Source organism: Halorubrum sp. Ea1, assembly GCF_002252965.1.
In the GTDB taxonomy this organism is placed as follows: domain Archaea; phylum Halobacteriota; class Halobacteria; order Halobacteriales; family Haloferacaceae; genus Halorubrum.
Genome location: NZ_NHPG01000094.1, coordinates 1 through 12623 on the forward strand (window position 1 = coordinate 1; position 12623 = coordinate 12623).

The 12623-nt window shown below is 69.0% G+C and carries 12 protein-coding genes; 7 read left to right on the top strand and 5 right to left on the bottom strand.

The genetic code is table 11. The features are described 5' to 3' along the window. Positions 1 to 215 precede the first annotated feature (215 nt). The gene (locus DJ73_RS11365) at positions 216 to 1322 is read right to left on the bottom strand and encodes a hypothetical protein (protein WP_094557997.1); all 1107 of its coding nucleotides are present in this window, start codon (positions 1320 to 1322) and stop codon (positions 216 to 218) included. 145 nt (positions 1323 to 1467) lie between these two features. On the opposite strand from DJ73_RS11365, the gene DJ73_RS11370 reads away from it, so the two are divergent. Together DJ73_RS11370 and DJ73_RS11375 are read left to right on the top strand one after the other, a co-directional pair. Then, positions 1468 to 2334 (top strand): hypothetical protein, encoded by an 867-nt coding sequence (locus DJ73_RS11370; RefSeq protein ID WP_094557998.1) that lies wholly within the window; start codon positions 1468 to 1470, stop codon positions 2332 to 2334. A 140-nt stretch (positions 2335 to 2474) separates the two neighbouring features. Further along, the gene (locus tag DJ73_RS11375; RefSeq protein ID WP_094525295.1) at positions 2475 to 2702 is read left to right on the top strand and encodes a flagella cluster protein; all 228 of its coding nucleotides are present in this window, start codon (positions 2475 to 2477) and stop codon (positions 2700 to 2702) included. Between the two features lie 28 nt (positions 2703 to 2730). On the opposite strand, the gene DJ73_RS11380 is transcribed toward DJ73_RS11375, so the two are convergent. Continuing rightward, positions 2731 to 4392, bottom strand: a complete 1662-nt coding sequence (locus DJ73_RS11380; protein ID WP_094557999.1) for an MATE family efflux transporter — start codon at positions 4390 to 4392, stop codon at positions 2731 to 2733. Positions 4393 to 4459: 67 nt separating this feature from the next. After that, positions 4460 to 5584, bottom strand: a complete 1125-nt coding sequence (locus tag DJ73_RS11385) for a mechanosensitive ion channel family protein (RefSeq protein ID WP_094525293.1) — start codon at positions 5582 to 5584, stop codon at positions 4460 to 4462. A gap of 199 nt (positions 5585 to 5783) precedes the next feature. On the opposite strand from DJ73_RS11385, the gene DJ73_RS11390 reads away from it, so the two are divergent. The 5 genes from DJ73_RS11390 to DJ73_RS11410 all read left to right on the top strand — a co-directional run bounded on the left by DJ73_RS11390 (position 5784) and on the right by DJ73_RS11410 (position 11580). Next, entirely contained in the window at positions 5784 to 6524 is a 741-nt protein-coding gene (locus DJ73_RS11390; protein WP_094558000.1) for a proteasome assembly chaperone family protein, read from the top strand. Positions 6525 to 6690: 166 nt separating this feature from the next. Continuing rightward, entirely contained in the window at positions 6691 to 7743 is a 1053-nt protein-coding gene (gene trmB, locus DJ73_RS11395; protein WP_094558001.1) for an HTH-type sugar sensing transcriptional regulator TrmB, read from the top strand. A 72-nt stretch (positions 7744 to 7815) separates the two neighbouring features. Beyond that, positions 7816 to 8784, top strand: coding sequence for an aldo/keto reductase (locus DJ73_RS11400; protein ID WP_094526444.1), 969 nt, complete (start codon positions 7816 to 7818; stop codon positions 8782 to 8784). 104 nt (positions 8785 to 8888) lie between these two features. Continuing rightward, complete coding sequence (locus tag DJ73_RS11405; protein WP_094522918.1) at positions 8889 to 9608, top strand: hypothetical protein; 720 nt, start codon at positions 8889 to 8891, stop codon at positions 9606 to 9608. Between the two features lie 79 nt (positions 9609 to 9687). After that, positions 9688 to 11580, top strand: coding sequence for a DEAD/DEAH box helicase family protein (locus DJ73_RS11410; RefSeq protein ID WP_249269128.1), 1893 nt, complete (start codon positions 9688 to 9690; stop codon positions 11578 to 11580). A gap of 124 nt (positions 11581 to 11704) precedes the next feature. Here the strand turns inward: DJ73_RS11410 and DJ73_RS11415 are convergent, their stop codons facing one another. Both DJ73_RS11415 and DJ73_RS11420 read right to left on the bottom strand, forming a co-directional pair. After that, entirely contained in the window at positions 11705 to 12259 is a 555-nt protein-coding gene (locus tag DJ73_RS11415; RefSeq protein WP_094522916.1) for an adenylate kinase, read from the bottom strand. Next, on the bottom strand, positions 12259 to 12543 hold the full coding sequence (locus DJ73_RS11420; protein WP_094522914.1) for a hypothetical protein: 285 nt from the start codon (positions 12541 to 12543) through the stop codon (positions 12259 to 12261). The genes DJ73_RS11415 and DJ73_RS11420 overlap by 1 nt, the downstream gene beginning before the upstream one ends. Positions 12544 to 12623: the final 80 nt, after the last annotated feature.

A 12623-nucleotide genomic window follows, 5' to 3' on the forward strand; every position in this document is an offset into this window, starting at 1 on the left:
TTCACCGGAAACCCGGTGTGTCACTCCCTTCCTCGACGTGGTACCTCCGACTCGACCGAACCCACCAGTCGTCGATGTGACAACGCTCCCGAGACCGCGTCGTCGCGAACTCCTTCGAGTCCTCGTCGGTGAAGTTGAGAGGGCCGAGGGCTCGGCGACCAGAAAGATCAACGACTAGAGCGCCCAGCAGTCAGAGCGCTCAGCGATCAGAACGCTCAACGGTCGGAGGAATCGGCGCCGTCCGCCCCTGCCGGCCCGGAAGCCCGAGCACCGAGGTCGGGGTGAAGCAGCGCGAGGTCGGGATCCATCCCACCGAGCGTCGAGACCTCATAGGCGATGCGGTACGACTGGGTGAGAACCTGCACCGGCAACAGAAGCACGAGCAGGAGCGCAGACCCGGCGAGCACCGCGAGCGCGATTGCCGCCGCCCCGGTTGTGGTTCCAACCAGCGCGCCAAGTCCACCGAGAGCGACGGCCACGAGGAGGAGCACGAGGCCGGCGACCGTGGCCACGAGCGCGAAGGCGAACACGGCCGCGATCCCCGCGACGACCGAAAGCCCCAGCGAGACGACGAAGTGGACGAGAAGATAGACCACCAGTTCCGTCCACTCGGCGCGCAGCGTTGTCCAGAACCGACTCCATCCCCCGAGAACCCCGGTCTCCTCGACGATCATGGTCGGCACGACGAACTCGTAGGTGAAGCGAAGCGCGAGTACGGCGACTGCGACGAACGCGGCGCCGAGAACTCCCAGAACGACGGCCGTACCGACCGATAGCGACCCGAGCGTTCCGGCTACCGCGTCGACCGGCTCCCACCCGATCGGAGCGTCCCCAGCGACCGTAACGAACGCCGCGAGCGCGACGGGCGCCGCCGCTGCGATGCTCAGCGTCGCGGTAAACAGAAACAGCCCGATCGATTGGCGGAGCCGTGCGAGGAACGGCCGCCAGATCCGGACCTCGTTCGTGCGGATGGCGTCGTAGAAGACCAGCCGCAGTGACAGCGAGACGACCGAGACCGCGACGATCAGCAGGCCGATTCCGACCGCGACGACTGCGAGCGCCCCCGGATCGATCGACCCTACGGACCGCTCGATAGTCGCGGGGTTCGGACCGACGCCGCCGACGCCCGAATCCATCCCCCGAGGCGGCGCCACGTCGGTGTCGGAGACGAATGAAACCGGAACGTTCGCGCTCGCGCCGCTTCCGCCCATCAAGAGTACGAGGAGGGCGAGTTTCGCCCAGCGAACCAGGCTGAACGGGAACAGGAACCGACGCGTGGCGTCGACCGCGTCGTCGAGGGCGGCGACGGCGTGCCAACTCATGGCCGACAGTTCTCACGGATCGCTTATATAACGTGTTGCGAACCCTCGCCGAAGTGCCGCCGAAGCCCGGCCGGAACGCATGCGGAACGCCGCCGAGGCGTCGCCGACCACAGCCCTTTACGCCGGACGGTCCGAGGCTCCGAGTATGAAAGTCCGCGGCGAGCGAGAGTGCCAGGGGTGCGGCGCTCGGTGGTCGTACTACGAGACGGGAAGCGTCGAGTGCCCGGACTGCGGGAGCCTCCGAAGCGTCGGCGTCGACGACCGCACGGCCCACACTGACGCCCCCGCGTCCCTCGACCTCAGCCCACATCGTGCCCGGTTCGGAGACGCGAGCGGGACCCTGCCCGCGGAGGGGGTCGACGACCTCAAGTCGGACCTCCGCGAGTACGTCCGCAAGCGCGGGTTCGTTCGCGGCGGAGAGCTGCTCCCGCTCGACACCGTCTACCTCGCGGCCCGAGAGCTCCTGGAGGCGGTCGACTGTTACGACCGGCTCCGCGATCCGACCGACGCTGACCGCGAGTACCTACTCGATCTGCTGGCCGGAGCCGACGACGGCGACCGCCCCGCGACGGCGGACGTCCCCGAGCGATTGCGCGAGGCACGCGGGATGGCGGCGGCTCGCGCGGTCGACGAGTACCGGAGCGACCTCCTCGCGTTCCTCGACGAACTCGACGCCGATGGCGAAACGAACGACGCAGCCGTCGACGCCACCGAGGTCGAAACCGCCCCTGAGGTCGAAGCCGACTCCGAAATAATGAGCGACGAGGAAGCGCCCGCGCCGACGGTAACGGTCGCCGGCGACGACCCGCAGTCCCGGATCGCACCGGCCAGAGAGGTCCTTGGGCGCCTCCGCGACAGAGCGAAACGCGTCGAGGCGCTCAACGGCGACGTCCCCGCCGCGGACGCCGACGCGCTCGCCGACGCCGCCGACGCGCTCGGCGAGTACGTTCGGGTCGGGGACGCCGCGGCGCTCGAACGGGCTCGGTCGCAACTAGCCGACCGAGAGACCTGACGCGCCGAACAGAGAGATCCGACGCGCCGAACAGAGAGACCCGACACGCCGAACAGAGAGACCCGACGCGCCGAACACGTCGAAATCACGCGTGATACTCGCGGGGGCACATTCAACCGCCGCCCCATCGACTGCCGCTTATGACGCGGTTCGACGTCCACGACCACCGCCACGCGCTGAAACAGCTCAAGGACACGGGATCGACGCGACTCTGGAAGAATCGAAAGGACGTCCCGTGCCCGGTCTGTGACGCCCCGTTCGACCGACTGTTCACGACGCGGGAGATCGGAACGACATTCCCCGAGAACGACGGCGCTCGATTCTGTCTGCTCCGCGACGACCACGCGATCCACCTCTTCCGGCACTGAGCCCTCCGTCTCTCCCGGTACCGGCCCCTCAGTCGCTCGCGACCGGGTCGACGTCGGGTTCCGGCTCTTCGATGTAGCGTTCGGTCCACGTTCCTCGGGCGAACCAAGCGACCCCGATCACCGCGCCGAGGATGTTACCGAGTGCCATGCCGACCCAGACCCCCGTCTCGCCCCACCCGACGACGAAGACCAGGTAGCCCACGCTGGCGACGCGGCCGACCCAGAGCGTGAGGATCGAGATCACCATCGCGGTCTTCGTGTTACCGGCGCCGCGAAACGCGCCGAGGATCACCTGCGAGACGCCGATGAAGGCGAACTCGACCGAACGGATCCGAACGTACTCGCCGGCGTAGCCGACCGTCGCGGGCGCGTCCGGCACGTCGCCGAGGAAGGCGCCAACGATCGGTTCGGTGAACGCCACCGCGACGACCGCGACGAGGAACATCACGCCCGCACCGGTCCCGGTGGCGAGCTTGACCGACCGCGCGGCGCGATCAGCCCGGTCCGCACCGAGGTTCTGCCCCACCATCGTGTCGATCGCGCGCCCGAGCCCCATCGCGGGGAGGAACACGAGCGAGATGAGTCGGTTCCCGAGCCCGTAGGCCGCCACCACCGGCGGCGAGAACGTGACCACCATCGCCGTGAGGGTGATCATCGCGAGCGCGCTGGTCGTCTGCTCGACGCTGGAGGGGAGCCCGAGCCGGAAGATGTCGCGGATGAACCCCAGGTCGGGGACGAGGTGGCTCACCGTGACTGCGGGGCCCAGCCCGGTGCCGAACAGCAGCCAGATACCGATCGCGGTGGCGACTCCCCGAGAGAAGATCGTCGCTATCGCGGCTCCTTCGATCCCGTACCCGGTGAATCCGGTGGCCGCGAACAGCGTGGCCTCCAGCGCGACCGGGTCGACCGCGCCGACGGCCGGGACCCCCGCGAGCCATTCGAACAGCGGGTTGTCCGCGAATCCGAAGATAAGAAATGGGTCGAGAAGGACGTTCAGGACCACGGAGACGAGCATCACCGCCATCGGCGTCCGGGTGTCGCCGTAGCCGCGCATCAGCGCGGAGAAGACGAAGAAGCCGAACATCAGCGGGATGCCGGCGAAGATGACTTCCATGTAGTCGGCCGCGAGGGGGATCACCGTCGCCGCCGTGGCGGGGTCGCTCGGGAGGAGCTCCAGGGCCGGGCGCGTGTAGAAGTACCCCGCGACCCCGATGAACACCGAGAGCACGGAGACCGTGAAGATCGTCTGTCCCGCGACCAGCCCCGCCGACCGGTCGCCGTCTGCTCCCGTGTACTGCGCCACGAGAATGGCGCCCGCGGTGGTGAACCCGCCGGCGACGGCGATAAGCAGGAATATCAGCGGGAACGCGAGGCTGATCGCCCCGACCGCCTCCGCGGAGAGGCGGCCGAGGTAGAGCGTGTCGACCACGTTGTACGTCACCTGCAGCAGCTGGATGACGACGATGGGCCACGCCAGTTGGAACAGCGGCCGCACCAAGCTCCCCTCCGTGATCGATTCCTTGGGGACGCGTTCGTCGCCGTCGCCGGGCCCGTCACCGCCGGGGCTATCACTGCCGCCGGGCCCGCCACCGTCAAGGCCGTCGCCATCGGGGTCGTCGCCATTATGAGGGCCGTTTCCGTCGACCCCTGGAGGGGAATCCGGTCGGTCCTCGGAGGGCTCGTCGCTCACTGATTTATAAGTGAACGGCTCGGTCAATCAGGCTTCCGATTCCGGCGGTCCGCGTGGTGCGGTGGTCTCAGACGCCGTCGCCGCCCGTCGGCCGATCGCCTTCCGTGCTGTCGCTGACGGCTTTCTCACCGTCCGACCGGTCGTCTTCGAGGTCGTCGGCCGGGGAGTCGCCGTCGACTGTGCGGCCGCCCCGCGTGCCGTCGTCGACGGGGTTGTCACCCGCCCGCTCGCCGGCCGGGCGCCCGTCCTCCGGACCCCCCACCCGCGCGACGCCGGAGGTGTCGTCGAAGACGAGATGGCGGTGCGGGTACGCCATCTCGACGTCGGCGTCGGTGAGGCGCTCGCGGATCCGGGTGTTCACGTCCGACTGCACCTTCGCGAGCTTGTACGGCTTCTTCACCCAGTACCGGAGCCGGAGCAGGATCCCGTCGTCGCCGAACTCGTGGAGTCGGCAGTCCGGGCTGGCGACGTACCGCGCGACGCCGACGCGAATGTCCGGGCCGCCGTTGATGACGGCGTCGCAGTCTCGAGCCGCCCGCTCGATGAGCCGTCGAGCTTGTGGGATGTCGCTCTCGTATGTGACGAGCACGTCAATGGACCGCCGCGTGCGCTCGTCCTCCGCCGAGAAGTTGGTCACGTCGCGCTCGCGCATCGCCCCGTTGGGAACGACGAGGAACGTGTTGTCGAGGGTGAATATCTTGGTGTACCGGATCGTGATGTCCTCGACGAACCCCGTGGTCCCGTTCTCCAGCTCGATCATGTCGCCGATCTCGAACGGCTGGTCCGCGAGGATGAACACGCCGTTGATGAAGTTCCCGACGAGCGGAGCGAGGATGATACCGATCACGGCCGAGAACACCGCCGTCCCGACGAGCAGGTCGGTGAACTGGAAGCCGGCCGCTCGGAGCCCGAACAGCAGCGCGATGGCGATCGTCCCGACGCGGACACCGCGGACGATCGTCTGGGCGACGCTCTGTCTCGACACCCGCCGAGCCACCGGGCGGCCGATGAGCCGAACGAGGAACTTCGAGACGAGCACCCCCAGTCCGACCGAGAGGAGCACCAACGCCAGCCCCGAACCGGGGAGCGACGCCAAGCGGGAAACGACGTTCGTCACCGGGTCGAGGACCCGCCCCAGCATCGGACCGAGGAGCGTCCCCGATATCGACGCCGCGCCCGCGGGCTGTGCCATAGCAAGTCCGCCGTCGCCCACCGGAAAAAGGGTTTCTCCCTTCCTGCGGATTCGGGACGGCGTCGGGGAGACAAAGTCGAGACGGCGTCGGGGAAACAAAGTCGGGACGACCTCGGGGAGACGAAGTCGGGACAGTGTTCAGGAACTTGAGGTCGCGGACCGGGAAACCACTATCATCCCGCCGAGCGAACCCGGCACCATGTCCGAGACCCCGCCCGCGAAGCCGTCGTTCAGCGTCGCGCACGATTCCGCGCCGAGCGACGTTCTCGTCGCCGGCTTCTCGTCGTTCGGCCTCGCCGGACTGACCGCCGTGGACTACCTCGTCAACGACCTCGACCTCGAGGAAACCGGACACGTCCGGATCGAGGGACTGCCGTCGATCACCCCGTTCGCGAAGGGGCGACCGCGCCATCCGATCCGACTGTACTCCGCGGACGACGTCGACGTCACCGTGCTCGTGGCCGAGCAGTTCGTTCCGCCCGCGCTCGGGAAACTACTCTCGACGGCGGTCCTCGACTGGACCGAGGGCGCCGGAGTCTCGGAGATCACGGTGTTGGCCGGGGTGCCGATCCCGCACGGTCCGGACGCTCACCGCACCTTCTACGTCGCGACGGACGACTACCGCGAGGCGCGCCTCGCGGACGAGACGGTCCCGCCGATGGAGGCGGGCTTCCTCGACGGGACGAACGCCTCGCTGCTCGAACGAGGGATGGACTCGTCGCTCGGCGTCGGCGTGCTCATCACGCCCGTCCACGCGCAGGCCCCGGACGTGGAGGCCACGGTGCGGCTCGTGGATACGGTGAACCAAACCTACGACCTCGGAGTCGACTCCGGGCCGCTGACGTCGTTCGCGGAGGAGGTTCGCAATCACTACGAGGGCCTCGCCGAGCGGATGGAGGAGCGCGAGCCGGAGGGCGGGTACGACCGGATGTACATGTGAGTACGACCCAGCCGACCGGATGTACATGTGAGTGCGACCCAGCCGACCGGACGTACATTTGGGGGCGACCCAATCGACCGGATCGCCCTGGGGGATCCCGCTCTGAAAACGCGTGCAACTCGACTCATAGTAAAAACCTATATCGGAGGGGCGTATCGTACTCGATATGACCGACGACCTCCGCGACACCCTCGACCACGTCGGGGACCGGTTCAACCTCGGCGAGTACGAGATTGACGCCTACCTCGCGGTGTTGGAGCACGGCGAACTGACGGCGAGCGACATCGCCGACCGGACGGACATCCCGCAGCCGCGCGTGTACGACACGGTCCGGAGCCTCTCGGACCGCGGGCTCGTGGAGCTCCGCGAGTCGCGTCCGATGAAGATCGTCGCCGTCGACCCGGAAGACGCGTTCGGCGAGCTCCGGTCGTCGTTCGCGGAGATGGTCGACGAACTCGAGGCGAGGTACACCGCTCCGACCCGGGAGACCGAGGCCGTCTCCCTCGTGAAGTCGCGCTCGACGATACTCCGGTACCTGGAGGAGATAATCGCCGGCGCGGAGTTCGAGCTCGCCGTCTCGCTGACCCCCGGTCTGCTTCGCCGCTTCCGCGACGAACTCGCGGCGAAGGTGGCCGACGGCGTCAGCGTCGAACTCCTCGTCACTCCCGCCTCGAAAGCGCCGGACCCGGACGAGTTCGACTACCTCGAAGTGTCGACCATCGCACGGGCGCGACGCGGGATCACCACGCCCATCCTCGCGGTCGCCGACGGTGAGTACTCCGTTTACGCCACGCAGGACGCGCTCCGCGACGACCGCGAGCGCTACGGGGTCATCTTCAACCGCTCAGCGCTCGGGTTCCTCGTCTCCGGCTTCTTCGGTACCGTGCTGTGGACGACGGCGGAGACTCTCGCCACCGACGGCGCGGCGCGCCCGTTCCCGCGCCGCTACGCGTCGATCCGCCGCGCCGTCAAGGACGTCAGGGAGTTCGGCGGCGAGGGATTCTACGCCACCGTCGAGGGACGCGACATCGAGACCGGCGAGGCGGTCACCGTCAGCGGCCGCGTCGTCGACCTCGCGTTCGAGGAGTCCGAGGAGGTCGCCTCGCTGGTCGTCGAGACGACGTCCGGACGCGTCGAAATCGGGGGACGGGTCGCGTCTCTCGAAGACGTGGAGGGGCAGGAGATCGTCATCGGTCGCGGCGAGCCGCCGGCGCTGTAGGGCGGGATTCCTTTTTAAGTCTCAGTCCGCGCAGTCGGTCCGATTTATTAATGATCCCGACGCCCGATCCGTATGGAGTACACGACACTCGGCGACACGGGGACGACCGTCAGCGAACTGGCGCTCGGCTGTATGAGCTTCGGGAGCGAGCACGAGTGGATGCTCGACGAGGAGGAGGGCCGCGAGCTCGTCGAGCGCGCGATCGAGCTCGGGGTCACGTTTTTCGACACCGCGAACGTCTACTCGACCGGCGAGAGCGAGGCGATCCTCGGCGACGTCCTCGCGGAGTACGACCGCGACCGGTTCGTCGTCGCGACGAAGGTGTACGGCGAGATGGACGAGTCGAACCCGAACTCGGGCGGGCTCTCGCGGAAGGCGATCGAACAGGAGCTACAGCACAGCCTCGACCGGCTCGGGATGGACACGATAGATCTGTATCAGATCCACCGTTGGGACGACGACACGCCGATCGAGGAGACGCTGGCGACGCTCGACGACGCCGTCCGGCGCGGCGACGTGCGGTACGTCGGCGCCTCCTCGATGTGGGCCCACCAGTTCGCCGAGGCGCTCCACACGAGCGAGCGCGAGGGGTACGAACGCTTCGCCACGATGCAGAACCTCTACAACCTCGCGTACCGCGAGGAGGAGCGCGAGATGGTTCCCCTCTGCGAGAGGGAGGGGATCGGCATGATCCCGTGGAGTCCGGTCGGCGCCGGCTACCTCGCGCGCCCCTTCGAGCGCGACGACGCCACGCTCCGCGGGGAGCACGAGACCGAACTCGGGCGGCCGTACCGCGAGGGCGGCGGCGAGGAGATCAACCGGCGCGTCCAGGAGTTGGCCGACGAGAAGGGCGTGGAGATGGCGCAGATCGCGCTTCGGTGGGTGGCCGGCAAGGACATCGTCGACGCGCCGATCGTCGGCACGTCGAGCGTCGAACACCTAGAGGACGCGGTCGAGGCCCTCGACATCGACCTCTCCGGGTCGGACGTCGAGTGGCTGGAGGAGCCGTACGAGCCCGTCCGGGTCTCCGGCCACGAGTAGCTCGCGGCCGGAGTGGACTCTCGGCCGACGCCGAACGCCGATCCGCGGACCGCACCCCTGTGTCGGCGTAACACACTTAAGAGCCGACTCTGTACTGTCACTCAGTGGCATCCCGACAGGGCGGAGCGGGAGACGCGGAGTCATCCCGTTCCGGATCGACGGAGCGTCGGACTGCGTCCACGACCGCGCCGGCGGGGTCACGCCGGCGGGCGGGGAGGTCGGACCCCCTTCCCTTCGACCCCGAGACGGGCGACTATCGACGGCAGTGCTCGCCGTCTGCGCGCCGGTCCTCCGTCGCGCGAACCGCGGAGGATCCGCCGGTCCGCGACCCCGGTCTCTACGCCCTCACCGATCACTTCCGCGACCGGCTGGAACAGCCGGGTCGCTACGTGTCGACCCGCACCGTGAGCGACGCGATCCGCCGCGGTCAGCTCCGCTGGAACCGGACCGACGGCTGGCGGTTCGCCCTCGTCGACGGGGGCATCCGGTTCGTCGTCGTCGTCGGCGACACGGAGACGAACTCTCCCGTCGTCGTCACCGGTTGGACCGAGGTGGCCAACCGCGAGGCGGCCCTCGACGCCCGCCGGTGGGACCCCGTGGACGTCGACACCATCGCCGTGCGGGCGGCGCTCAGCGAGTCGGCGTCGACGCCGATCCCCGACCGGATCCGCCCCCGGACCGTGACCCGACCGTTCGTGGTGGGCGATCACCGCCTGAAGACCGAGCCGGGCGAGCCGTACGTCCGGTGCGACGACTGCGGCTGCCGGTTCCGCTCGAAGGACGCGATCACCTCCCGCGGCTGTCACGGACGCTCCGGTCGATAAGGCCGCGCCCCGTCCGTCCGCCTCCTCGCTCCGAGCCGCGGACGCTACCCATTTCAGCGTCGCGGCCGAACCGTCGTCAATGACCGACGACCCCGAGGGGTCCGGCGCCGAGGACGGTTCCGCGGCCGCCGCCGACGTCTCGCTCGACCGCTTCCACGAGGCCCTCGAGGCCGAGGAGCGACCGATCGCGACCGCCAGCGAGGTCGCTCGTCGGCTCGGCACGACGCAGTCGGCCGCCCGCGACGCGCTGGCCGCGCTCGTCGACCGCGGCGACGTGGACCGGCTCGACGTCGAGAGCGACCCGGTCGTCTTCTACCCGACCGACTGGGGGCGGCTGGCGAGCCGCGAGCGCGTCGTCGCGTTCCCGAACCGCCGCGAGATCGTCGTCGACCGCCCGACGCAGTACACGCGAGCGCGGCTCTCGCAGTTCGCGTACCTCGTCGACACCACCGGGACGGAACCCGGCACCCGCGGGTACCTCTACCGGATCCGGCAGGAGGACGTGTGGGCCGCGCCGTTCGACGACGCCGACGCCCTCGTCGCGAGCCTCCGGTCGGTCCTCCCGCGTCGGTACGACCACCTCGAGGAGTGGATCCGCGACCAGTGGCGCCGTGCGCACCGGTTCCGCTTATACACCCACGAGGACGACTACGTCGTCTTGGCGGCCGCCTCCGAGAGCCTGATGGGCAACGTCGCGGACCAGCACCTCGACGACGACCACCTCCGCGCGCCGATCTCCGAGACGGAGGCGTGGGTGAACGAGGACGCCGTCGCCGAGGTCAAACGCGCCCTCTACGACGCGGGCTACCCGGTCGAGGACGACCGCGACCTCGACGTGGGCGACCCGGTCGATATCGATCTCACCACCGACCTCCGGCCGTATCAGGAGACGTGGGTCGAGACGTTCCTCGAGCGTCGCTCCGGGGTGTACGTCGGCCCGCCGGGCTCCGGAAAGACCGTGGCCGCCATCGCGACCATCGCGGCCGTCGGCGGCGAGACGCTCATCCTGGTCCCCTCCCGCGAGCTCGCCGGCCAGTGGCGCGAGGAGCTGCTCGAACACTCGACGATAGACCCCGCCGACGTCGGACTGTACCACGGCGGGCAGAAGGAGATCCGGCCGATCACGATCGCGACCTACCAGATCGCTGGCATGGACCGCCACCGCTCCCTGTTCGACTCCCGGAAGTGGGGACTGATCTGCTTCGACGAGTGCCACCACGTTACCGCGCCGGTGTACAGCCGCACGGCGGAGCTCCAGAGCAAACACCGCCTCGGGCTCTCGGCTACTCCGGTCCGCGAGACCGGGAGCGAGGAGGAGATCTACACCCTGATCGGCCAGCCGATCGGCGCCGACTGGGACGCCCTCTTCGAGGCGGGGTTCGTCCAGGAGCCCGAGGTGGAGATCCGGTACGTCCCGTGGCGCGACGAGCTGGCGCAGAACGAGTACGCCAGCGCCGACGGTCGAGAGCGCCGCCGGGTCGCCGCGGAGAACCCCGCGAAGATCGAGGAGATCCGGTACCTGCTGGCCGCCCACCGAGACAAGAAGGCGCTCGTCTTCATCGAGTTCCTCGATCAGGGCGAGGCGATCGGGGACGCGCTCGGCGTGCCGTTCATCAGCGGCGAGACGCCGCACCGCGAGCGCACGGAGCTGTTCCGACGGTTCCGGGAAGAGGGCGGGGACGGCGACGAGCCCGGGGCGGACGGGGACGACCTCGACACTCTCGTCGTCTCCCGCGTCGGCGACGAGGGGATCGACCTCCCGAACGCCGAGGTCGCGATCGTCGCCAGCGGGCTCGGCGGCTCCCGCCGGCAGGGCTCCCAGCGCGCCGGCCGGACGATGCGCCCCTCCGGCTCCGCGCTCGTCTACGTGCTCGCCACTCGCGGCTCCAGCGAAGAGGAGTTCGCGCAGCGCCAGATGCGACACCTCGCGCGCAAGGGCGTGCGAGTGCGCGAGACGAACGTGGCGGAGTAGTCCGTGGCGGAGTCGTCCGTGGCGGCGTAGCCGCCGGTCGCGGAACGGTCGGAGACGGAACCGCCGACTCGCCGGCCCCGGCGGGGAACGCCGAGCACGGACGGGCCTATCTCGGTTCAGGCCGTCAGAGCGAGTCCGCCAGGCGCTCGGCCGCCTCCTCGATACTGTCCTCGTTCTCGATGAACCGGACCGGCGCGTTCTGGTCGCGCGCGTACTGGAGCGCGGCGGAGCGGTTGAGGTCCTGTTCGAAGGAGATCTTGCGCTCGGTCACCGCGTGCGAGTCGCGGTCGCCCGTCCGCCGGCGGTCGAGGATGGTCTCCGGACTCGCTTCCACGAGGACGAACGCGCTCGGCGAGACGTCGTGGAGCACCTCCGAGGGGAGCCCCTGGACGTAGCCGGTCTTCGTTTCGACCGCCAAGTGCGTCGAGAGGAGGACGTCCGCCTCCGCCGCCTCGTCGGCGACGAACTCGCCCGCGCGGCGCTGGAGCCGGCGCGTCTGCGACTGTGAGAGATCGCCCAGTTTCGCCCGTTCGGTCGTGAACCCCATCGCGGCCGCCTGTTCGAGCATCACGTCGCCGAAGTTGATCAGCTTGTACCCGTCTCCGAGCCCGCGTCGGACGGCCTGACAGACGCTCGAGAGCCCGACGCCGTTGACTCCGGACACCAGCGTAACCGCCATCAGAAGCTCACCTCGGTGTCCTCGTCCTGCGGCATGGCGCCGCGGTCGTCGTAGTACCGGCGTCCGATAAACTGCGCCCCGACGAGCGACATCATCGTGTCGTAGAGGTCGTCTGCCGAGTGGAACTCCTCCATGTCGGACCGCTCGATCACCGCTCGGATCGTCGTGGCCTCTCCGTCCGGAGGCGACAGCTCCGTGCTACCCACCGTCTCTAGCACCGCCTTCCGTGAGGCCGGAAACTGTAGCTTCCGTGCGAACAGATCGCGAGTCTCTGGTAAGCGCATACATATCACATGACACTGTGTGGTAAAGTAGCTACGCGTGTGGTCCCGTCCGAGGGATCGCCGCGGCCGGCGCAACGCCG